Source organism: Psychrobacter sp. APC 3279 (genome assembly GCF_030407795.1).
In the GTDB taxonomy this organism is placed as follows: domain Bacteria; phylum Pseudomonadota; class Gammaproteobacteria; order Pseudomonadales; family Moraxellaceae; genus Psychrobacter.
The window spans coordinates 1-21,957 of record NZ_JASDCR010000019.1 but is presented as its reverse complement, the minus strand read 5'-3'; the positions used below and the strand labels follow the sequence as shown (position 1 = coordinate 21,957).

Genomic DNA, 21,957 nt, shown 5'->3' with positions numbered 1-21,957 from the left:
TATAGAATTCAATCATTTTTTATGGTTTTAATGTACGTATTTTATACTTAAATTTTTCAGAAATTACTGATTAAGCGAATTATTAACTCATCAAAGTAATATCGGAATAAATTACTGTAGAAATGGGGTGCTATAATTTCGAAAAAACAGTCAGGCATTTCAGCCGTAGTTTAGATCTTAACGATTTTTCGAATGCATTGAAGAAACGGTTCTGGACTACACTTGCAAATACTCCGATATTGAGTTTTTGACAACAACGTTTTGAGTTTATCTTCTTTTGATTTACCTTGTTAAGCCATCAATAATCTTACAGTAACCTCAAAAAAATACTCATCTTTGATAGTGATACCAACCGTACCTTTATGTGCATTAGCGATAGCCTGCACGATAGATAATCCCAACCCTGTACCTGCATACTTATGGCTAGTTTTATCATGACGATAAAATCGCTCGAATAATTTATCGGCTTGACTCTGATCTAACGGTTTGTCTAAACGATTGGTTATCGTTAGTCTCAACCATGGCTGCTTTGAGGGTCGAACCTCGTCTTCTGCTACATTAAGTGAGGTGGTTGAGGTGAAGACGGTAGCGGATATCATGATAGTACTATCACTAGCTGCATAATAAATCGCATTTGACATCAGGTTGGCAAACAGCCGTTGCAATAAGCCTTCATCACCTAATACTCTTTCGAACTTACCTGATTTCTCAAAAGTTATCCCTCGATCTTCTGCAATCATTTCATAGTAATCAACGAGCTTTGTGATTAAGCTGTCTGTATCCACGTGACTGATTTGCGAGTCACTTAATCCTTTTTGGGTTTTTGCCAGTAGCAGCATATTGTTAATCATGGCGGATAACTGCTCTAACGTATCATGCTGATGATGTAGCTGCTCGATATATTCGTCGCCTTCTCTTGGCTTAGTTAACATGACCTGCGTTTGTGTACTCAGCGTCGCTATTGGCGTACGTAGCTCATGGGCAATATTGTCTGAAAACCGAGACAAAGACTCAAAGTTACTTTCAAGCTTGACCATCATTGAATTGTAAGATTCTGCTAGTGGCCTCAGTTCTAACGGCATATCGTCAACCGCAACTCTTTCGTCTAACCTTTGGATGTTTATGCCTTTCATTTTTTGTACGATAGTGGACAAAGGCGCAAACCCCCAATACACACTTAATGCCGCTACTGAAACCAACAACAAGGTGATGGCTGTGAGTATCAAGCTCAGCTGGCGATTAAACTGGATAAGATATTGATGATGCACATCGATAGGTAATGCAATAAACGCCAAAACCTCTTGATTTGGAATAATAATTGCTCGGTAATGCCTATTATTTATCTTGATCATAAACTGCTGCTCGTGATGATCCTGCCATAGTGATAACAAGCTAAAATCGGGCGGTAAATTATGAATGAAATTACTAGGGTCACTGGATAATAATTTGCCTTTTTTATCTGCTACTAAGGTTTTTAAATCATAATCTAGCCAAGAGGAATGCAAGTGATTGTCATTAATGAGTGATTGGGACTTTGACACTGTGAATGGTTCTATGTGATCGTTAACATCAATCATGCGTTTGCGCAGGTTAAAAGCCGCATGGGTGATAATCTCTGAGTCCATTTGCTCAAAGTGTCCACTCACAGAGCGCTGCACCCATGCATAGATGATGACCTGAGAGATAATAACGAAGACTGTCAATAAGGAAATCGTTCGCCATAGCAGTGACCAGCGCCGGTTTCTGAGTGTATGGTTCATGCTATTTAGAATCGTCTCCGTCCGCATCAATTTGGACCTCAGTAGCCAGCGCCTCTAAGCGATAGCCCATGCCGCGCACAGTATGAATGAGCTTTGCCTCATGACCATCGTCTATTTTTATACGAAGACGTCTGATCGCCACATCAATCACATTGGTATCGTTATCAAAATTCACATCCCATACTTGGGAGGCGATCACGGTACGTGGTAGCACTTCACCTCGGCGCTCTAATAAAAACTGTAGTAAGGAAAACTCTTTTGCCGTGAGCTTAATAGGCTTGCCGCCTCTATGTACCGTGCGCTTGGCAATATCCATCTTGAGATCTGCTATTTGCAGGATCGTACTTTGATAATCGGCTTGATTGGCGCGTCGTAACAGACTCTTTATTCTGACGATCAATTCTGCAAACGCAAAAGGTTTAGTCAAATAATCATCGCCTCCAATCTCAATCCCTTTTATCTTATCGCTTAAGTCATCTTTTGCCGTTAGAAAGAGCACAGGTGTTTGCTTACCCGCTGCTCGGTAATTGCGCACCAGCTCAAATCCACTAACATCAGGCAGCATCACATCCATTAGGATCACGCTAAACTCTTCTGTCATCAATGCGTGATAGCCATCTAGGCCTGTTAGGTGATGCTCGACAATAAACCCAGCTTCACTCAGACCTTTTTTTATATACTCGCCTAGTTTCAACTCATCTTCTACCAGTAGTATTTTCATAGTAACCCCTCAATACGATTATGATTCTTTGACATCCTAATCAATATAGATGACAAAAACGTTTTGTAACTGACAAAAATGTCATGTGCTCGTAATCAGATTGTCAGTCTTCTTTTGCTAATCTATATGAATGAAACATAGTGGCTCGTTCCTAATATCTAGCAGCTATGAATTATTTTTACAGGTCATTAATTTAATGACCTAATAACTCAAACACCTAACAACTTACAAAAGAGGCTTTATATGAAAATTCACGGCTCATTCAAAAAAGTAGTACTGCTGTCGGTATCTGTACTTATCGGTATTACCACTGCTAACGCGCACACTACTGATATAAGTACGTCCATCATCAATAACTGTGATGCGGTTACTGACTTTGCAAAAAACTTGGATCATAACGATGCTCAGCTTTCTAGCGCCCAAATGAAAAGCTATATCGATGCTAGAGTGGCTTGTGAGATTGAACACAAAGATCAACATCTACAGTCTGAAAAATACTTCATTAACAAATATGGTAGCGATAAGTAATATCAGCGTTAACGTCATACTAAAGGATTGCTAACAATATTAAAAACCATAAATAGCAAGATGACAGAATTGTAATCTTGCCGTCATCTCTCTGTCAGAATCAATAAAGTATGCTTTAAAGTAACTTAATAGTTTGAAGTCTAGTCGACTTCAAACCCAATCAAATAAGGATTTACCATGTCACTATCTAAATCAATCGTAGCAACTGCTATAGCTTTAGTCGTTTCAACGTCAGCTTTGGCGCATGATCCTAAGATGCATGCTGAAAAAGACCAAATGAACTGTGAAAAAATGCAAAAGCACATGCAAATGATGGGCAAAATGGATCATAGTAAAATGGATATGAATGATCCTGCCATGAAAGCAATGATGAGTAATATGGGTAAAATGAAACAGATGTACCAAAAACACTGTGTGACAAGTAATAGCAACTCTTAACGATTCACTTTATACACTCGTGATTATTGTTAGGTAATTTTTATCAAAGGGTAATCGGGTATTAATAAAAATGGATTTTTAGGATGAGCCTATGAAGTTTTTACTAGGAATACTCTTTGCTGTCTTTGTCGCTATTGTAGGTGTTTTTGTGGTAGTGACTAGTGGTGTGATAAATATTGGCGCTGATCAAGCCCATAGTCCACTGGTTTACAAGTTTTTAGAGACTGCCCGCACACGTTCAATAGCGAATGCTAGCAAGGACATCATCGTTCCAAACCTAGAAAAAGTAGATATGATCAGTACAGGTGGTGCGGATTACAAAGACATGTGTGCAGGCTGTCACTTATCTCCTGGGGTAGAAAGCACTGACTTTAGCGCAAGTCTATACCCTAAACCGCCCAACTTTACCAACGCTGATGTGGTTGAGCGCTATCAAGCAGAAGCTGGCGCACAGCAAGGTTTTTGGGCGATTAAGCACGGGATCATGGCGTCCGGAATGCCAGCATGGGGTGCCTCTCACGACGATGATAGAATGTGGGCAATGGTGGCTTTCATTAGATCGTTACCTGAATTAGATGAAGCTCAGTACACGATGCTAACGACTAGGTTGGACGACGATATGTTAGATATGTCATTTGATGGTGAGATGGATATGTCAGGTGATGGATCCGGAATGCAACATTGATTTTTCGTAAGAGATGCAGTGCTCAATAGTGCTGCTTTTTGCGATTTGAGTTTTAAGCTTTACCAGTACTACTTTGGTCAGTGTTACGGCTTTAATTTTTATAAATGTGATCGTCAGATAGACGCTCAGGAGTGGTTTTATGAGACGCTATACCAATAGATTTATTAATGAACATAATCTGATATCTGGCCGTGTGCTCTCAGCGATTGTGGTATTACCATTATCGTTAACGATTGCCGCTTGTAGTCAACCTAACGCCACTACTGCTGACTCAAAACCAGCGACTGAGCCAACTACCGCTACGCAAACCGCTCTAGTAGAGCAACCACAAGCGGAAATAATGCCTGTCAGTGCTCATTCAGACACCCAGCCAACTATCCTAAAAAATATCTCAGTCACCGTTTATAAAGATGCCAATTGTGGCTGCTGTAAAGAATGGGTCGGTTATGCCGAAGGTCATGGCCTAAATGCAACCGCACAGAACGTCGAAGATTTGTCCTTGTTTAAAGAGCGCTACAGCGTACCGCAGCAGATGCGCTCTTGTCATACCGCTGTCACTACTGACGGCTACGTATTTGAAGGTCATGTCCCTGCCAAATATATGGCACAGTTCCTAAAAAACCCACCAAGTGATGCGATCGGTCTTGCCGTACCTGGGATGCCAGTTGGTAGCCCTGGTATGGAATATCAAGATAAATTTATGCCGTATAAAGTGATGCAGCTTAACAAAGATGGCTCAACAGCCATTTATGCAACCATTGAGTCACCGCAGCAGCAATTATAGTTTGAGTGACGTTTAAATAGCTTATCCAGCTCTACTAATGGGCTGTCGAAGACATAAGCTTGACTGATAAATATATAGACTCAACTCCCATTTCATGGATTAAGTTAGGTAAATAATTATGAACAAGAATATGCTTAACCGCAGGCGTTTTTTGACAGGGTCCTCTACTCTATTAGGGGCATCCATGCTATCCACACTGCCATCTATTGCCAATAGTGCGCTCGGTAAAGGTCAACAAAACGTAGCCGTCAACAGTGATAAATCTGACCATATCGTACCTATCCTAACCGGTAATGAGTTTGACCTGTATGTCAGCAAGAAGCCCGTTACTGTCAATGGCAAGTCGAGTATGGCAACCCTCATCAATGACTCGCTGCCAGCGCCAACGCTAAAGATGCAAGAAGGCGATACCGTGACCATCCGTGTCCATAACCAGATGAATGAGTCGACCTCTATTCACTGGCATGGCTTGCTCGTCCCATTTGAGATGGATGGGGTGCCAGGTATCAGCTTTGATGGTATTCCTGCGAACAGTACCTTTACCTATAAATTCAAACTCATTCAATCGGGTACGTATTGGTATCACTCCCATACTGGCTTTCAAGAGCAAACTGGAATGCGCGGCGCTATCGTCATTGAGCCTAAAGGCCGCGAACGTCATCCAGTCGCCGAAGATCACGTGATTTTATTGAGTGATTGGACACATCGTGATCCGCATAACTTGCTAAAGCTATTAAAGCAGCGCGCTGACTTTGATAACTACCACTTGCCAGATTTTAAAAAGCTATTGTCTGATATTGCCGCAACAGATTTAGAAGCCGCTTATGACAAGCGCAAAATGTGGAATAAGATGCGCATGATGCCGACAGATTTTACGGATCTGTCTGGTGAGAAGACATTCACTTACCTTATGAATGGTAAAACCACCGCCGCCAATTGGACACAGCTAGTGAAAGCGGGACAGCCCGTCAAACTGCGCTTTATCAATGGCTCGGCGCAGACGATATTCGATGTGCGTATACCGGGTCTGAAGATGACAGTCGTCTCAACGGATGGTAATGATGTCGCGCCTGTCGATGTTGATGATTTCCGCATTGGGGTGGCTGAGACTTATGATGTCATCGTCACGCCGACCAAAGATGCACATACCATATTTGCCCAAAACATTGATCGTTCGGGCTATGTCGCGACCACGCTTGCGACCAAAAAAGGCGCTCGTGCTGCAATACCTGCTATGGATAAGATCGAATGGCTGACCATGGCTGATATGATGGGGGCTATGGGTGACAAAGGCTACAAAGCAAAGCACGCTAAGACCGAGTACGACTTTAAATCTGATATGCGTGTCGACAGTCCACGTATGAACCTCGATGACCCCGGTATTAACCTGCGTGATATTAATAGAAAGGTGTTGACTTATGACCAATTGCGCTCCGTGGATGAGCAAGTACTGGCAGAGCAGCGCAAACCTACTAGAGAGATCGAATTACATTTGACTGGCAATATGGAACGCTATATTTGGGCGTTAGATGGTGTCATGTTTAAGGATGCAACGCCTGTCAATATTAAACCTAACGAGCGCGTACGCATTACCTTAGTCAATGACACCATGATGAACCATCCGATGCACCTGCATGGTATGTGGAGCGACTTGCGAACCCCATCTGGAGACTTTCAGGTACGTAAGCATACGATTGTGGTGCAGCCAGCGCAAAAGATTAGCTTCGATGTGACGGGTGAAGTTGGACGATGGGCATGGCATTGCCATCTGCTTTATCACATGGAAGCCGGTATGTTCAGAGAAGTTGCCGTCGTTTAACAAACCTTCGAATATGAGGCTTATTATGAAAATATCTAAGAAAAATCTGCCATTCATTGGTTTGTCATCGCTAGTCTTGCTCACATCATCGTTTGCAACGGCTGCTGATATGTCTGGTATGGATCATAGCGGTATGGATATGTCAGGCGATATGTCTGGTATGGACCACAGTGGCATTGACATGTCAGGCGATATGTCTGATATGGATCACAGCGGCATGGATATGTCGGGCGATATGTCTGGTATGGATCACAGTGGCATGGACATGTCGGGCGATATGTCTGATATGGATCATAGCGGTATGAGTATGTCGGGCGACATGTCTGGTATGGATCACAGTGGCATGGACATGTCGGGCGATATGTCTGGTATGGATCACAGCGGTATGGATATGTCAGGCATGGATCACAGCGGTATGGATATGTCAGGCATGGATCACAGCGGCATGGATATGTCAGGCATGGATCACAGCGGTATGGATATGTCAGGCATGGATCACAGCGGCATGGATATGTCTGGGATGCAAGGCGGGCAGCCGCCAGCCGATGCTCGTAGTCCAGACTATTCAAATGGGGTTCCCTACGGGCAGTATGGTAAGCCAATGATGATGGGCAGCATGCCATTATGGGGAGTATCAGTAGACGACTTGGGCTATCAGTTTGATGAGGATCAAATCAACTTCGAGGCGACGGGTTGGTATGGTACTGACAGTAATCGTATCAGGCTACGCACGGAAGGTAGTGCTCAGACTAAAGATGATAAAGAAATCGATAGCTTGAGCTCGCTTGCTTATTGGAAACCACTGAGCATTTTCTGGAATGGTGAAGCTGGTGTCGCTTACGATACTGAAAACGATAACGCTGCCCTTATGGCAGGTATTGTCGGTACCGCGCCGTATTTTATCGAAACAGATGCGAGAGCCTATTTATATACCGATGGTCAACTTCGTCTTGATTTAGGCGCAGAGTACGAATGGCGTTTGGATCAGCATTGGGTGGTCATACCGGAGGTGGGACTGACTGCCTTTAGTAAAGATGACCATGATAATGGCATTACCAAGGGCTTTAATGAAATGGAAGCCGAGGTTAGGCTGACTTATGAGACATTCAGTCGCCAACTCGCGCCTTACATCGGTGTGAGTTATGAGACAGCGCTTGGCAAGGCTCGTGGTCAACGACGTCAAGAAAATGAATCGGTTGATAGCAGTAGTTTGACTGCGGGGGTCAAATTCTGGTTCTAATATTATTAAAATAATAGGGGATATACTATGAATGCTTCAGATCAAAACACCATGGATCATCAACAGGGCATGAACCCTTATGTAAAGTTCACTCTGATGATTGTGACGTCTACGATTGTGATGTACATCATGATGTATTTCAATACTTATGAATGGGATCATATTTATTTTAGTGAAACCCGAGCTTACATGGCGCTCTACATGGGTGCCGGTATGGCAGTGGTCATGTTGGCATTTATGACGAATATGTATAAGAAGACCAAAGTCAATTTAATGATCTATGGTCTAAGCGTATTGATGTTTGCTGTTGGTATTTGGGGTGTTAGATCACAAGCAACTGTCGATCAAGTCGATTGGATGCAAGCGATGATACCGCATCACTCGATTGCCATTCTCACTAGTAGTCGCGCTGATATTGAAGATCCGCGTGTACAAAAGCTTGCTGACGATATTATTAAAGCGCAAAAGCGTGAAATCGCTGAGATGAAGCAATTGATTGATGAGCTTGAATAACGATCTATACTGATAGGAATATTTTAAACAAATAAAATAATGGTCTATCAAATAATAGACTTAAGCATATAGGTCTTTTTATTCAAAGCTACTTTCACTACAGAATCAAAACATTGCTCATGAAAAAGCAATAAAAGGCTGAGTATGCATGGTTCACTTTCCCTACTGGCCTTCTGGCTGCTGCAATTGTTGTCTCTTTTAGTGCTTACTCCTATATCAAAATCTCTAACGCTTACCCGTCAGCTGGCGGTGCTGCGACGTACTTGCATCAAGTATATGGAGACTGTTTGACGACCGGTTTTAATGCTCTACTGATGTAATTTTCTATAATTATTGCGCAAAGCTTTCTGGCTCGGATGCTCGGGTCATATACCATACCGTTGTTTGGTAGTGACGAAAGCGGTGTATAGCATCCACCAAGGAGAGTCAAGATGAACGAATTGAATTCAAAAGCGAATACTTTAAGAATTGGTCCTGTGGGCAATAGCGTTTCTCTGTTTCTGCTCATTAGCTATCTCTTGTGCATAGGCTTTGGCCTACTCGCACCTGAGCAGATAAGCATGCATGAGGCTTGGGCACCGCTGCTACCTGGTTTTGAATGGCTGACATGGTCAGGTTTCCTAATTGGATTTGTCGAATCCTATCTTTATGGTTGGTATTTTGCGATTGTGTTTGTACCGCTATATCGCTGGTTTGCTAAAGCAGGATGAGTCTAGCGTAGCCATTGAATCTTCGGCTCAGATAGGTCAGCTATGCTGAGAAAGACGAACAGTGCACCAATCTTGAATGGGATCAAAAGCTAGCGACTTAGCCCTAAACTATCATTGCAATCAATAACGGGAACATAGTCATGAAACACGATACGACAAAAAATACTTCGGACAGCGAAGCCCCTGATTGCTGTGACAGTACAGCGAATACAGGCATAGAATCTAATAAAGATACCACTTACGATAAGGTGCCAACTTGCTACAGTGGAACCATTTATACCTGTCCGATGCATCCGGAAGTCAGAGACATTACAGATAGAGGCTGTCCCATATGCAAAATGTCTCTTAAACCTGAAGACACTGTTGCCGAGATGGTAGCAATGAAAGATGACCATGCAAGCTGCCATAGCATGTCAAATACCGATGCCCATCCTACTAAAGAGAGTAATTACGACAAAGTACCTGAAAATTATAGCGGAACCGTTTATACCTGTCCTATGCATCCAGAAGTGAGAGATGTGGAAAAAAGCGATTGCCCAATATGCGGTATGTTTCTCAAACCTGAGAACGAGGTTACTGATGAAGACAGTCATGCACACTGTCATGGAAAGGATACTTCTAACAGCACTGATGTAAAATCTATCAAAGGCGGTAAATACGACAAAGTTCCTGCTGATTATGATGGCACGGTCTACACCTGTCCTATGCACCCTGAAGTCAGAGATGTTGAGAATAGTGGCTGTCCAATATGCGGCATGGCACTTGAGCCTGAAACGCTTACTATCGGTGAAGAAGATACCTCAGAGCTCGATGATATGACTCGTCGATTCTGGGTTTGTACAGTACTGACTGTACCGCTATTAATATATGTGATGAGCGGTATGTTTGACGTAAACGTAGTTAATTTCAGTCAGTATGGTATCTCATCACAGATCTTACAATGGGCTGAGTTAGTGCTTGCGACCCCTGTCGTGCTTTGGGGCGCCGCCCCGTTTTTTGTCCGTGGTTGGCAGTCTATAAAAAGCCGCAATCTCAATATGTTTACTTTGATTGCGATAGGCGTAGGCGCTGCTTATATTTTTAGTATTGTCGCGACCTTTTTTCCCAATATTTTCCCAGACAGTTTCAGAGACGCTAATGGTCAAGTCGGTGTGTATTACGAAGCGGCAGCTGTCATTGTAACCTTAGTACTTTTGGGTCAAGTATTAGAGCTCAAAGCCAGAAGTCAAACTTCAGGCGCGATTCGAGCATTGCTTGAGCTCGCACCGCCGACTGCAAGACGTGTCGATGAAAATGGCAACGAAGTCGAAGTCTCGCTTGATGAGGTCGTCACTGGCGATAAGCTACGGGTTAAACCGGGTGAGAAACTACCCGTAGATGGTACAGTGATCGATGGCAATAGTAATGTTGATGAATCAATGGTAACGGGTGAGCCAATCCCTGTGTCAAAAGCACAAGGAGATACGGTTACTGGCGGTACGGTAAATGGCACTGGAACGCTATTGGTCGAAGCGGTCAATGTTGGAGCAGATTCGGTATTATCCAAAATTGTACAAATGGTTGCCGAAGCTCAGCGTAGCCGCGCACCTATACAGAAATTGGTAGATAAGGTAGCTGGGTGGTTCGTACCGATCGTGCTTATCTGCTCCGTCATTACCTTTATTGTCTGGGCGATATTCGGCCCTGAGCCCGCTATGGCCTTTGCACTGGTCAACGCTATTGCAGTGTTAATCATCGCTTGCCCTTGTGCTTTAGGACTCGCCACACCTATGTCGATTATGGTCGGTACTGGCAAGGGTGCTCAGAATGGCGTGCTTATCAAAAATGCTGAAGCGTTAGAGAGTATGGAAAAAGTCGATACTATTGTCGTCGACAAGACCGGAACACTGACCGCTGGTAAGCCCGAGCTTACTGCAATTGACGCGCAGGTAGGTCAAGATGAAGACGAGTTCCTCGCATTGGTAGCCGCAGTAGAAAGTGCAAGCGAGCATCCTTTAGCAGAAGCTATCGTTAGAGCGGCTCAAGAAAGATCACTCATTATTCCTAAAGCTACTGACTTTAATTCGACTACTGGCGAAGGCGTACAAGCCGTGGTCGATGGTAAGAAAGTCGCTATTGGTAACTCTAAGCTTATGGAAAGCCTAAATAGTTTTGATAATGAGCTGTCCATTAAAGCTGATGTCCGTAGAAAAGACGGTGAAACGGTAATGTTTGTGGCTATAGATGGTAAAGCTGCTGGTATTATTTCAGTTGCTGACCCTATTAAACCAAGCACCAAAGAGGCTATTTCACTGCTTCATGACGCGGGACTAAAAGTCGTCATGCTAACGGGTGATAACGAAAAAACCGCGCAGGCAGTCGCCAATAAATTAGGTATCGATGAAGTCCATGCCGACGTCTCACCAGAGGACAAAAACCGTATCGTCAAAGAGATGCAAGATAGCGGTAAATTGGTAGCAATGGCAGGTGACGGTATCAACGATGCGCCCGCACTAGCGCAGGCTAATGTTGGTATCGCTATGGGAACGGGTACCGATGTGGCGATGGAGAGTGCGGGTATTACCCTGCTAAAAGGTGATTTAATGGGCATTGCTAAAGCTTATAAGCTTAGCCACGCCACCATGCGCAATATCAGACAGAACCTGTTTTTTGCCTTTATTTACAATGCACTTGGTGTCCCAATTGCCGCAGGTGTGCTCTATCCCGTATTTGGGCTTCTACTTAGTCCAATGATAGCAGCGGCAGCTATGAGCTTGTCGTCATTCTCGGTGATTGTTAACGCGCTTAGACTACGTAGGTTGGACTTGTGATATGAATGTTAGGAAAAATTGTCAAAACGTAATGCCCAATACGGGTTTTATTAGAATTTAAAAATAAGGATATCGTTATGGGTAGTTTTTCTATTACACATTGGCTGATTTTGTTAGTAGTCGTAGTGGTTGTATTTGGTACCGCTAAGCTCAAAAACGCGGGTAAAGATTTAGGCGGTGCGGTAAAGGGCTTTAAAGAAGCGGTAAAAGATGAAGAGACCGAGCATACTCGCAAAAACCGCGCACTTAGTCATGAAGGCAATCTGCCAGTACCAGATACTGACTCAAATACACAGGCTGATGATATAGAAATCAACCCTGCTACCACTGATAATAAGCAGAAAGTATGAAGTGCGCCGCTATAGATGGCGATACTCAATAGCCTATTAATTAATATATTTGTCTGTTATGTTTGATATCGGGTTTTCCGAGTTACTCTTGTTTGGCGTCATAGCCTTAATCGTATTGGGCCCAGAAAAACTGCCGCAGGCCGCACGTACGGCTGGGCAATGGTATGCCAAACTGCGCCGTACAGTATCCATTTTACAGTCTGAAATAGAAGCTGAGCTTGATCTGGCTGAAACGCGCCAACAAATGCAAAATGAGCTTGCAAAAATCCGTCAGACTGAGTCAGATATGAAGCGTGAACTAGCAGAGATGCGCGGTAGTATGCAAAAGTTTGAAGACTCGCAGAATCAAAGCTTAGACGCTTCACATCAACCAACCGATCCTCATCAGCCAAATATTTCTTCTTCACCTATAGAAAAGGTGAATGAATGAGCTTATTTAAACGCCAAAAAAATCGACAAAAAAAGTTAGCGGATACAAATATTAAAGCCCCAGACACTGCCCATAGTGATGAGGCTGATAATGTGCTGAATGCGCTCAGTGATATGCCTATTACTGAACACTTGATTGAACTACGCAAGCATCTCATCAAAATATGCGTAGCCGTTTTGATTGTTTTCTTAGCATTGGTAGGGTTTTCGCGTGAACTCTACAACCTTTTATCAGACCCTCTAGTTGCACAGTTGCCTGCGAACTCGACTATGATTGCCACTGACATTACCTCAAACTTTATGGCACCTATTCGCTTGACAATTTTCGTTGCTGCATTTGTAGTGATGCCTTATATTCTGTATCAAATTTGGTCATTTATAGCTTCTGGCTTATATAAAAAAGAGAAGAAAATTGCCATTCCTGTGCTGTTTTCTTCGATATTTCTATTTTATACGGGTGTTGCCTTTGCCTACTTTGTGGTACTCAAAGGCGTATTAAAGTTCTTTATCCTATTCGCTCCGCAGAATGTCATACCTATGACCGATATTGATAGTTATCTGAGCTTTGCACTCAAGTTGTTTATGGTGTTTGGACTGACTTTTGAGATTCCAGTGGTTACTTTACTATTGATAATGGTCGGTATCGTATCCACTCAGAGTCTAGAGAGTAAGCGCCGATATATCATTGTTGGTTGTTTTGCTGTGGCAGCTGTAGTTACACCACCCGATGGTGTCTCAATGCTATTGCTAGCGATTCCGATGTGGCTACTGTTCGAGTTAGGTTTGTTTTTAGCAAAAGTGCTAATCAAAGAAGAGCATAAAACTGTTTAACCTCGCAAAGTAGCTATGGCGCACAATGACTATTTTATAAAACAACTATAAAAACAACCTTATCTTAAACATTTCAAATACCTTTTTTACTTTGGCTGTCTTCTAAACCTTATCAGCATACCCACTAAACTTAGTAATGAGATTTAAATGGAACACCTAAGCAATAACCAAGATAAAGTGAATGACAATCTTGCAGATCAACTTAATAAAGAGTGCTATTGCCGTACTTTAGATCGTAAAGTACTTAATACTAGCCTTCAAAATCAATTGTCAGACACTAGAGACAACCCAATAGGAGCTAATGAGCTTAATAAAATTTTTTCAGCAACACCGGTGTTTGTCCCCAAAACAGAGATAGAGACAATGGTGCGAATTGTCGCAGCTATTGAGTCGGCTGCTAGACTTCCATCTTACCAACAGCAAGTATTGTCATGGGCACCCAAAATTGCTGCTTTCGATCCAGGGCCAATAGGAGCCTTTATGGGTTATGACTTTCACTTAGGTAGCGATAGCCCTCAACTTATTGAGATCAATACTAACGCTGGAGGCGCATTTTTAAACGTAGCACTTGCCCGCGCACAAAAACAATGCTGCCACCCTTCCGAGCAAAGTGCTGATACTACTAAAATGCTTGATGGCTTTGAAGAAGCCGTCACTAACATGTTCATACAAGAGTGGCAGCGACAATCGGCTACTGCCATGCCTAATCGCATAGCTATTATCGATAATGATCCCAAAAGTCAGTTCATGTATTTAGAGTTTCAGCTGGCTTGCCGACTACTTCAAGCTAAGGGCATTGATACCGTTATACTTGATCCGTCTGAAATTAACTATGTTGATGGCAAGCTGACAGCGCATGGTAAGCCCATTGATATGATCTATAATCGGTTGGTCGACTTTGCATTTGAAAACCCTAACCACGCCGTGCTTAAAAGTGCCTATCTAGAGGGTGCGGTAGTAGTAACGCCTAATCCTCATGTCCATGCTATATTTGCGAATAAGCGCAACTTAGCCTTACTATCCGATCCGCAAACTTTGCAGTCGTGGGGACTAGATAATGATGATGCAAAATGTCTAGAAAGGGCAGTGCCAACTACCAAAATGGTTATAAAAGAGGATGCAGCAGAGTTATGGCGTACTCGGGGACAATTGTTTTTTAAGCCAGTTGCTGGATATGGAAGCAAAGGCGTCTATCGCGGTAGCAAGCTCACTCGACGCGTTTTTGAGAACATTCTGGATGAGGATTATATTGCACAGACCTTTATACCTGCTACAGAGCGATCAATAAAAATCGATGATGTTGTGACGACCAAAAAAGTAGATATACGTCTTTATACCTATGCAGGACAGCTGTTACTAACTGCTGGGCGTATCTATCAAGGTCAAGCGACTAATTTTCGCACACCAGGGGGTGGATTTGCGCCTGTTTTCCAAGTGTGATCATTTGGGTTTGGCTTTTAAGCAGTGTTTACTATTTGGATTATTCTAAGTACTAATGCAATAATCAAAATATCATGCTGAACTGGAAAAATGATGATTCAACTCTTTATTCATTACTTTCTGCATCAAAATAATTGGCTTAGGATTACTATATCCGATACTGAATAAAAGGGATACGTTATCTTATGAGGCGAAACGGGCATAAGTTTTTCTGGCTTATTGTGCTTACACCGATAGGAAGAAACAACTACAGTTGATAGATAGAGCGTGGTAATCTGTGCCGTTCCTTCGACTATAACATGACTTTCTTGAAGAGGGTAAAAAGTGGTTCTGGCAATCATAATGGCAGCGATTCTGATCGCTGTCTGCACGACAATACATTACGGCGCGTTAAAGTTCTCGTCACAGTTTGTGACGCCGTCTCGCCGTCTAGGACACTGTCTTGGGGTCGCAGTCGGCTCAATCGTACTTGCCCATACGTTCGAGGCGTTGCTCTACGCTGCTGGCTTCTGGTTTGCTGTGCACGACCTTGAGGTCGGTAACCTCGTATCGTCCTCATCTAGCGATGGTAGCTATCTTAATTTTATGGACTACTTTTACTTTTCGCTAGTCAACTTCACAACGCTTGGGCGAGGCGATCTCATGCCCAACGGACATCTACGATTCATGACTGCTATGGAGGCTTTCCACGGTTTCCTATTGATTACAGTATCCGGAACCTTTGTTCTTCAGATCATGAGTGGTAAAAAACCCCTTTCAAATTAGCTAAACGCCCTCTCAACGATATATCGAGCAGAGTTTCATACCTCAGGTCAGGTCAGGTCAGGTCAGGACATGGATGTTGACTGTTCCGGAAGCGCTTTGAGAGAATGTGGTTGTCTTTACTCGATCTACTCGCGTTCGGTACGCTTCGAAACCAGCCACCCAAGGAACATCCATTTGACAGCGTAGATTAATATTATCGGAATGACCATCCACTGAAAGAGCGGCAACGCACCTATGCTTAGTAACGGAACATCAGGCATCAGACCACTATAATTCCACCTTTGGCCAGCTCCAGTTGCCCAGTATTCAAAGAGTATTGTCACAATCAGGCCAACGCCAAGGTATATCGATAAAGTCGACAGAAGCCACTGCTTTGAAATCCAGAACCAGTCTTTTACAAACAACGCCCCAAGCACGTAGGCGCCAAAGGCAATATTGGCATCACCGAAGGTCGCACGTGTACAAAGCCAGACCACCTCCCAGTGGCTCGCTTCTGCCATGCCTGAGAAGAACGGTACCTGTGCCATCTCCCAAAAAAAATGGAGAAAGAAACTTACGCTCCACACCATCAGGGCAAGCACAGCTAACGCTGCTGCTCGGCACGATTGGTTTACAAGAGTCATAATTCCTCCAAAAATAGCCATAGCAATAAATACAGTTGCATGTTTACTCGTTCCTCATTACCAGACCGAGTTACCGTTTACTGGCGTCTCTCAACGGTAGATTAGCATGTTACCTGCTGCGCGTGTTTATCACGGTCAGATGACCAACTTCCGTATGCCAGGTGGTGGATTCGCGCCTGTCTTTCAGGTGTGAAGGTATACCTCAGATCGTGTATGATACTCTTAGAACACTTTCTAAAACACCCTCTTAAATCGGAAAAAGCGATGACTCAAACCGTTATCCATTATTTTCTACACTTTGGTATGCCGTTTATCATCGCCTATATGTTTTTTCGTAGTGACTATAAGCGAGTTTATTTGATCCTATTAGCAACCATGCTAGTTGATTTAGATCATCTGCTAGCGACACCTATCTTTTCGCCCAATCGTTGTAGTATTAATTTCCATCCGCTACATACTTATTATGCGATGGCAGTATATGCGGGCATGTTGTTTTTACCAAAGCCCTATAAGGTAATTGGTTTAGGGTTATTACTACATATGTTGACTGATTTAAATGACTGCATAATGACCTATATTAATTGTCCGCAGTGTTTGAGTCAGGCTCCTGCCCGTGAGTTGGTAGCGTGGTTAGGCAGAGCTATTAAGTTTTAATACGGTTGTGAATACATCCCTTTGTATCTCTCTCATAAATCATCTCTTTAATGACTCCTAGAAGTAGATATATCGCTATCCAATCCTGAATAAGTCCTCGCATTAGATCGCTTGTGTTCCAATTCGAGGATTAAGGTTGTCTAGCTTGTTACTCTAAGCTTAGTGAGATAGCTCTGTTTCTAATCAGGCATAGCGGAAAGAACTAACCGCTACTTCTTTAGTTTAGTATGACTATTCAATGTGCCACGTGTTGTATCAAGCAGATCGGCGACGTTATTTAATAAAATGTAATCTTTTGGGGTTTTTGATTCCCTATTGAATATTTCACTCCATATCTGACTTTTATACTCTTGCGTTATTGTTTTAAGACTTGGATACATAAGCCCAGGTTTAGCTAACGAGAGTATTGATATTGCTCGGATAAAGTCCATGTATATAAAGTCAATCACATCCTGATCAAATTCTTTCTTAACTTGTTTCTTATGCTCAGGCTTAGAGTCTTTTTTAGAGGTTTTATAACTTAAGAAAATAGTGTTGTTGTTATTAAGATCTTTTAGGTTAAATACAGGTAAAAAACAACCACCAATGAGTAAATACTCATTCACATCATTATTCACTAACGATACATTATGAATAGGTACACTGTTATAACAATCAAACTTAGTATGCATAGATTTAATATAGGCTTCTTGACCACCAATTAAGTAGGCTTTCACTATTAGCTTATTTAGTTGGCTAGCCAACGGATGAAGACTAATTTTAGTGCTATTGTTAATGCTGATAGACTTTGCTGACAGATTCATGGCTTGTGATCTCCTAAATTAATTCTTTGCCCTATCATAATGAAAGCGTAATGACAGAAAATTTGTAAAGTTCTAACGGTCCATTGCTTGATTGGGAGATTTGATTTCTCTCTATTATTAAGCCTAGTCTGCTCAGTTTGGCTAGATAGTGATAATTCAGCACGGATCTTCTTTTTGTATACGTTGCCGTTCAATTTATCTGCTACATTACAATTTTTTATTTGAGATGAGGCAAGTAATTTCATTACAGGTTGCCATTCCTTTTTATCGTCATCTTTAGCTTGTGCATAATGGTATATTTTTAAATTAATATTCTTCTTTAAGACTAGTTGTCTCAGTATTTGTATATAACTATATAGATCCAGAGCTTCATTAAAACTAATATGATTTTTGTAGTATTGAGAGTTCGTAAGCGTAAGCCCTACAAACTGAAGCATAGGTTCTCGATTGTCTTTTATCTTATATAAGTCACGAAATTTATTGGTCATCTGCATGAGCATGTGGTTGTCTTCAGCATACCTATCGAGAACTGGTAATAAACTCCTGTTATCATCAGAGGCAAACAATCTGGAATTACCGTGTGTGGTTTTAAACGCAGAATCGTTTCTGAGCCGTCTAGCATTCTCAAGCCACATTTCAAAAGTATTTTGATCAAGTTTATAAACATCCATTTTTTCCTTGAAATCTTCCTCTCTATTATGTACCTCTAGAGTCTGACGAACTTCATCGAATGAGTATCTTTTTGGCTTTGTAGATTTTTTATCTGCTCTCTTTAGTCGTTTACTATGTTTTGGTTTAGGCAGTGGTTTAAGTTTGAGCTTGTTAAGCAGATAGTCATTAACTGCAGTAGGTGTAGCGGCTAACTGCTTTTTCAAACGTCTAGGAATGCTTATTAATTCATGGTGTTTAGACGTTAGGTGGTAATCCATATGCCAAAGTAACAATCCAATCTGAATGTCAGTCAAATGAACATAAGATTCAAAAGTGGTACTAGGACTGGCATGACCAGCAACCCCTGCTAAGGCATAGATTTTTTTGTATTGTAGGGATGTCTCAATATAAGCCAATATTTTACAAGACTTGTCTTCGTCATAAGGTAATAAGTCTTTTAAAGTTTGAGAGCATTGATGCCCATTAAAAGCATTAGCTTTATCATACAAAAATGACATTAATTGAAAATTAGTTAAGAAGCTATGTCTTAAATGATGGGTCGTGAGATGAGAAAGTCCTGTTGTAGTTTTAATTAACTGAGATATGGTTTTTGATAAATCACTGGCACGATAAGCCATACCAGCTTGATTAGCGATTAAGGTATCCCCTTTACTTTTACTACGCCTAAGCTCGACTCTCTTGAAAAACGACATTTCTGAATTTGTTAAAAGTTGTTCTAACAATGTCCGTCTTAAGGCAGAACCCGTTTTATTATTACCATATTTATTATTACGCACTTCTAGATAAGCTGAAGTTATAGCCACATCTTTTAATCTAATCTTAACTATTTCACCTATCCTGAGTCCACAGCGCTGCCCTAAAATCAAAGCGAGCTTCACCGCTTCTATTTCATCCTTAGTCATTTCAAGATTGTCAGCATTATTAAGAATAGCCTGAAACATGGTTTCTGAAAGATAGCCTGTCCTATGATGCGCTCGCTTGGTAGATGAAAAAGGTGCAATAGGTTCAATGCCATGATGATTAACTAAATATGCATGTATCTCATCAATATTAGTGGCAATAGCATTTTGAGCGTCTTTAGACTTACCAAGTTCGATAAGTTCGCTATAAAGTTGAATATAATCCTCTTCAGTATGATCCTCAAATGCAACACCTTGAGTTAATGATAACCAGCGATTCGTAATACCACCGCTATGAGTCCGCATGCTGCTTACCTTTTTACTAGTCACTGTTTTCGTCAGTAACCAACCTACGATTGCAAGCTCACTCAAAGGAGCGTTGTTCGTTAATAAACGTTCATATAGCTGCTTGAGACCAATTGTGAATCTAGCCATTGAGGTTTTTCCATCTTTAGTCGTTTTCAATAGCTTTGCAATCTCAACGGTAATGGTAGGATTGCCTTTTTTAGGTTCCACTGCGACATCTTTGTGACACTCAATGTTAATAGCTATCTTAGTAGTGGGCTTATGAGATATGCTAAAGATTAAAGACTGCCAGTTAGCTATTGACAGGCCATATGTCGTCTCCAAACCAAGTAGTAGATACCAAGTATGTTCTGGCAGATCTAAAAATAGATAATCTTCTAAAACATAGACCGCACCTATCAAAAACTCTTCTAAAGTCATAGATAGGTGATTTTGGCTAAGAGATTTTGTCATCTTTAACATTTGATAAAGATTTTGAACATCAGTACTAGACTTTAATTTTCTAGTTTCATTCCCTTTGACATAGAGCTTGATCAAATAGCTCGTTAATGGCGATAAAAAGACTTTTACCTCATGCACCGCTTTTGAATTGCTATAAGTATTAGTATGATAGCTATCGTCGTCAATAATGAGAGTTACTACAGGCAGTTCAAATATGCTTTCTATAGTTAATGATTTGTCACTGATGCAAGATATAATCGTTTGCAATACTGGCTTTCTCAATATAGCACTGTGGAAAATCAGTGATAGCATCAAATCTGTGATAGTAATCTCGTAAGCTTTGCTAGCTATACTATCCATCCAATATAAATAAAAATCTAATATTTGCTTTTTTTCAGAAAAGGTCACTTTATTTCTAAAGGACTTTGGACGGTATGAGGTAACGATAAGCTTTGGAAAGCCAATAGCAATGTCCTTATCTTCAATATAGTTTTGACAGCAGTTTACTGCTTCGTTATATCCTTCTACATAACTAAGATAGCCCTGAAAGTGTTTGTTTTCTGATAATCTCTTATCAAGCTGCTCCCACATAGCATTAAATATTGTTTGAGGATCACTTGAGGCAATAATTTGGTCAAAATCTATAGACTCTTTGACCAGTCGTTTGGATAAGTTTTTACGCTTCGAGGTTTCCTTATGTCTATTTTCTGAACGCTGGTCAATAGCTGATTTACGCTGAGCCATTATCTAGTCTCCAAACTTATGACTTTAAAGCCGTTATATTTAATTATTCCATTAAGCTCATCAGAGAATCGGCGCAACTCGCTCCTTCTAAGTCCACTGTGCTTATCGTAGTAGTCAAAACCAAGCTCATCAGCGTGACCCATCCAAGCGCCAATTACATCGTGACCGAAGCTATTAGATAATGATGAGTTAGGCTTAGCAGAAAAGATTCCAACTTCTAGGCTTTTATAAGATCGTATAAAGTGACGATGCCAGTTTGATGGGAGATCTAAAATTTTAGACAGTCTTCCGTGAATAAATGTTTTGGTAAGACTAACTTCAGTAATAGTGTTAGTTTTTTCATCCAGCTTTAGATAAGTAATAAGGCCAATATTACTGTCAAGAATATCTGAGTAAATATCACCTAGACTATTACCCAGACTATTTAAAATAAAGGCATTACTCTTTAAATACTTGATGTACTGCTCAATCTGTTGATTTGCTATATCAGGTAGATAAATATATCTGCCTCGAGTATGTTGACGGTTTTCCTTGTCGCTAATAAAATATTTTTTAGTTCTAACATCTATATCTACAAGCCTACCAAAAGGTTCACGTACGGGACGATAACCGCTTGAGACCGAGAGCAGAACATATAAATAATCAGTAAAAATATTATGTAGGTCAACTATAGATCTAGGATTGAGAGTTTTTTTATCCCAAAGGGCAGAATTGATCTGAGTGATTAAATCGCTAACTATAGATGTTAAGCGGCTTTCTCTTATGGCTAAAACACTACCTATTTGTTTATCCCAATATCCTGTAACTCTTTCGTCAGGTAATTCAAAAAATTGATATTCTTCATTACATTTGGATTCATCGCTGACTGAGCTATGCTGACGAAACCGTACAACTAAACTTGGTAAACTAAGCGTATTAACTGGAGTTTACCATGACCAAGAAAGTAAGAACCTACAGTGACGAATTTAAAGCAGAAGCCGTTAAGAAAATAG

At 41.4% G+C, this 21,957-nt stretch carries 20 protein-coding genes; 15 read left to right on the top strand and 5 right to left on the bottom strand.

Annotation, left to right across the window (positions count from 1 at the left end):
- Positions 1-290: 290 nt before the first annotated feature.
- Both QL898_RS10820 and QL898_RS10815 read right to left on the bottom strand, forming a co-directional pair.
- Positions 291-1,760: an ATP-binding protein gene (locus tag QL898_RS10820; RefSeq protein WP_356639141.1), complete on the bottom strand. Its 1,470-nt coding sequence runs from the start codon at positions 1,758-1,760 to the stop codon at positions 291-293.
- 1 nt (position 1,761) lies between these two features.
- Positions 1,762-2,481, bottom strand: a complete 720-nt coding sequence (locus QL898_RS10815) for a heavy metal response regulator transcription factor (protein ID WP_290176797.1) — start codon at positions 2,479-2,481, stop codon at positions 1,762-1,764.
- Between the two features lie 243 nt (positions 2,482-2,724).
- Between QL898_RS10815 and QL898_RS10810 the strand changes: the two genes are divergently transcribed.
- The 14 genes from QL898_RS10810 (at position 2,725) to QL898_RS13850 (ending at position 15,823) form a co-directional block, all read left to right on the top strand.
- Positions 2,725-3,009 (top strand): hypothetical protein, encoded by a 285-nt coding sequence (locus tag QL898_RS10810; protein ID WP_290176795.1) that lies wholly within the window; start codon positions 2,725-2,727, stop codon positions 3,007-3,009.
- Between the two features lie 177 nt (positions 3,010-3,186).
- Positions 3,187-3,447: a hypothetical protein gene (locus QL898_RS10805; RefSeq protein ID WP_290176794.1), complete on the top strand. Its 261-nt coding sequence runs from the start codon at positions 3,187-3,189 to the stop codon at positions 3,445-3,447.
- A 91-nt stretch (positions 3,448-3,538) separates the two neighbouring features.
- Positions 3,539-4,132 carry a cytochrome c gene (locus QL898_RS10800; protein WP_290176793.1) on the top strand — a complete coding sequence of 198 codons (594 nt, stop codon included), beginning with the start codon at positions 3,539-3,541 and terminating at the stop codon, positions 4,130-4,132.
- 139 nt (positions 4,133-4,271) lie between these two features.
- The gene (locus QL898_RS10795; RefSeq protein WP_290176792.1) at positions 4,272-4,916 is read left to right on the top strand and encodes a DUF411 domain-containing protein; all 645 of its coding nucleotides are present in this window, start codon (positions 4,272-4,274) and stop codon (positions 4,914-4,916) included.
- Between the two features lie 118 nt (positions 4,917-5,034).
- Positions 5,035-6,735, top strand: a complete 1,701-nt coding sequence (locus QL898_RS10790) for a copper resistance system multicopper oxidase (protein ID WP_290176791.1) — start codon at positions 5,035-5,037, stop codon at positions 6,733-6,735.
- A gap of 25 nt (positions 6,736-6,760) precedes the next feature.
- Positions 6,761-7,975: a copper resistance protein B gene (locus tag QL898_RS10785; protein ID WP_290176790.1), complete on the top strand. Its 1,215-nt coding sequence runs from the start codon at positions 6,761-6,763 to the stop codon at positions 7,973-7,975.
- Between the two features lie 27 nt (positions 7,976-8,002).
- Complete coding sequence (locus tag QL898_RS10780) at positions 8,003-8,488, top strand: DUF305 domain-containing protein (protein ID WP_290176789.1); 486 nt, start codon at positions 8,003-8,005, stop codon at positions 8,486-8,488.
- Positions 8,489-8,919: 431 nt separating this feature from the next.
- Entirely contained in the window at positions 8,920-9,198 is a 279-nt protein-coding gene (locus QL898_RS10775) for a DUF5676 family membrane protein (RefSeq protein WP_057758573.1), read from the top strand.
- 140 nt (positions 9,199-9,338) lie between these two features.
- Positions 9,339-12,008 carry a copper-translocating P-type ATPase gene (locus tag QL898_RS10770; RefSeq protein WP_290176788.1) on the top strand — a complete coding sequence of 890 codons (2,670 nt, stop codon included), beginning with the start codon at positions 9,339-9,341 and terminating at the stop codon, positions 12,006-12,008.
- A 77-nt stretch (positions 12,009-12,085) separates the two neighbouring features.
- Entirely contained in the window at positions 12,086-12,358 is a 273-nt protein-coding gene (gene tatA, locus QL898_RS10765) for a Sec-independent protein translocase subunit TatA (protein WP_240216650.1), read from the top strand.
- A gap of 58 nt (positions 12,359-12,416) precedes the next feature.
- The gene (gene tatB / locus QL898_RS10760; protein ID WP_240216649.1) at positions 12,417-12,788 is read left to right on the top strand and encodes a Sec-independent protein translocase protein TatB; all 372 of its coding nucleotides are present in this window, start codon (positions 12,417-12,419) and stop codon (positions 12,786-12,788) included.
- The gene (gene tatC, locus QL898_RS10755; RefSeq protein ID WP_240216648.1) at positions 12,785-13,618 is read left to right on the top strand and encodes a twin-arginine translocase subunit TatC; all 834 of its coding nucleotides are present in this window, start codon (positions 12,785-12,787) and stop codon (positions 13,616-13,618) included. The genes tatB and tatC overlap by 4 nt, the downstream gene beginning before the upstream one ends.
- Before the next feature lie 147 nt (positions 13,619-13,765).
- Complete coding sequence (locus tag QL898_RS10750; RefSeq protein WP_240216647.1) at positions 13,766-15,058, top strand: hypothetical protein; 1,293 nt, start codon at positions 13,766-13,768, stop codon at positions 15,056-15,058.
- A 342-nt stretch (positions 15,059-15,400) separates the two neighbouring features.
- On the top strand, positions 15,401-15,823 hold the full coding sequence (locus QL898_RS13850) for an ion channel (protein ID WP_356639110.1): 423 nt from the start codon (positions 15,401-15,403) through the stop codon (positions 15,821-15,823).
- 125 nt (positions 15,824-15,948) lie between these two features.
- On the opposite strand, the gene QL898_RS10745 is transcribed toward QL898_RS13850, so the two are convergent.
- A complete protein-coding gene (locus QL898_RS10745; RefSeq protein WP_290176787.1) occupies positions 15,949-16,446 on the bottom strand; it encodes a hypothetical protein in 498 nt (165 codons plus the stop codon).
- Positions 16,447-16,710: 264 nt separating this feature from the next.
- Between QL898_RS10745 and QL898_RS10740 the strand changes: the two genes are divergently transcribed.
- Complete coding sequence (locus QL898_RS10740; RefSeq protein ID WP_290176786.1) at positions 16,711-17,100, top strand: DUF6122 family protein; 390 nt, start codon at positions 16,711-16,713, stop codon at positions 17,098-17,100.
- A gap of 209 nt (positions 17,101-17,309) precedes the next feature.
- Here QL898_RS10740 and QL898_RS10735 read toward each other — a convergent pair whose 3' ends face one another.
- Both QL898_RS10735 and QL898_RS10730 read right to left on the bottom strand, forming a co-directional pair.
- Complete coding sequence (locus QL898_RS10735) at positions 17,310-17,903, bottom strand: hypothetical protein (RefSeq protein WP_290176785.1); 594 nt, start codon at positions 17,901-17,903, stop codon at positions 17,310-17,312.
- Positions 17,900-20,965 (bottom strand): site-specific integrase, encoded by a 3,066-nt coding sequence (locus QL898_RS10730; RefSeq protein ID WP_290176784.1) that lies wholly within the window; start codon positions 20,963-20,965, stop codon positions 17,900-17,902. Before QL898_RS10730 ends, QL898_RS10735 begins: the two co-directional genes overlap by 4 nt.
- Between the last annotated feature and the right edge of the window lie 992 nt (positions 20,966-21,957).

Coding starts and splice junctions, on each gene's coding strand:
- QL898_RS10820 (WP_356639141.1), bottom strand. CDS start 1,760: ATGAACCATACACTCAGAAACCGGCGCTGGTCACTGCTATGGCGAACG.
- QL898_RS10815 (WP_290176797.1), bottom strand. CDS start 2,481: ATGAAAATACTACTGGTAGAAGATGAGTTGAAACTAGGCGAGTATATA.
- QL898_RS10810 (WP_290176795.1), top strand. CDS start 2,725: ATGAAAATTCACGGCTCATTCAAAAAAGTAGTACTGCTGTCGGTATCT.
- QL898_RS10805 (WP_290176794.1), top strand. CDS start 3,187: ATGTCACTATCTAAATCAATCGTAGCAACTGCTATAGCTTTAGTCGTT.
- QL898_RS10800 (WP_290176793.1), top strand. CDS start 3,539: ATGAAGTTTTTACTAGGAATACTCTTTGCTGTCTTTGTCGCTATTGTA.
- QL898_RS10795 (WP_290176792.1), top strand. CDS start 4,272: ATGAGACGCTATACCAATAGATTTATTAATGAACATAATCTGATATCT.
- QL898_RS10790 (WP_290176791.1), top strand. CDS start 5,035: ATGAACAAGAATATGCTTAACCGCAGGCGTTTTTTGACAGGGTCCTCT.
- QL898_RS10785 (WP_290176790.1), top strand. CDS start 6,761: ATGAAAATATCTAAGAAAAATCTGCCATTCATTGGTTTGTCATCGCTA.
- QL898_RS10780 (WP_290176789.1), top strand. CDS start 8,003: ATGAATGCTTCAGATCAAAACACCATGGATCATCAACAGGGCATGAAC.
- QL898_RS10775 (WP_057758573.1), top strand. CDS start 8,920: ATGAACGAATTGAATTCAAAAGCGAATACTTTAAGAATTGGTCCTGTG.
- QL898_RS10770 (WP_290176788.1), top strand. CDS start 9,339: ATGAAACACGATACGACAAAAAATACTTCGGACAGCGAAGCCCCTGAT.
- tatA (WP_240216650.1), top strand. CDS start 12,086: ATGGGTAGTTTTTCTATTACACATTGGCTGATTTTGTTAGTAGTCGTA.
- tatB (WP_240216649.1), top strand. CDS start 12,417: ATGTTTGATATCGGGTTTTCCGAGTTACTCTTGTTTGGCGTCATAGCC.
- tatC (WP_240216648.1), top strand. CDS start 12,785: ATGAGCTTATTTAAACGCCAAAAAAATCGACAAAAAAAGTTAGCGGAT.
- QL898_RS10750 (WP_240216647.1), top strand. CDS start 13,766: ATGGAACACCTAAGCAATAACCAAGATAAAGTGAATGACAATCTTGCA.
- QL898_RS13850 (WP_356639110.1), top strand. CDS start 15,401: ATGGCAGCGATTCTGATCGCTGTCTGCACGACAATACATTACGGCGCG.
- QL898_RS10745 (WP_290176787.1), bottom strand. CDS start 16,446: ATGACTCTTGTAAACCAATCGTGCCGAGCAGCAGCGTTAGCTGTGCTT.
- QL898_RS10740 (WP_290176786.1), top strand. CDS start 16,711: ATGACTCAAACCGTTATCCATTATTTTCTACACTTTGGTATGCCGTTT.
- QL898_RS10735 (WP_290176785.1), bottom strand. CDS start 17,903: ATGAATCTGTCAGCAAAGTCTATCAGCATTAACAATAGCACTAAAATT.
- QL898_RS10730 (WP_290176784.1), bottom strand. CDS start 20,965: ATGGCTCAGCGTAAATCAGCTATTGACCAGCGTTCAGAAAATAGACAT.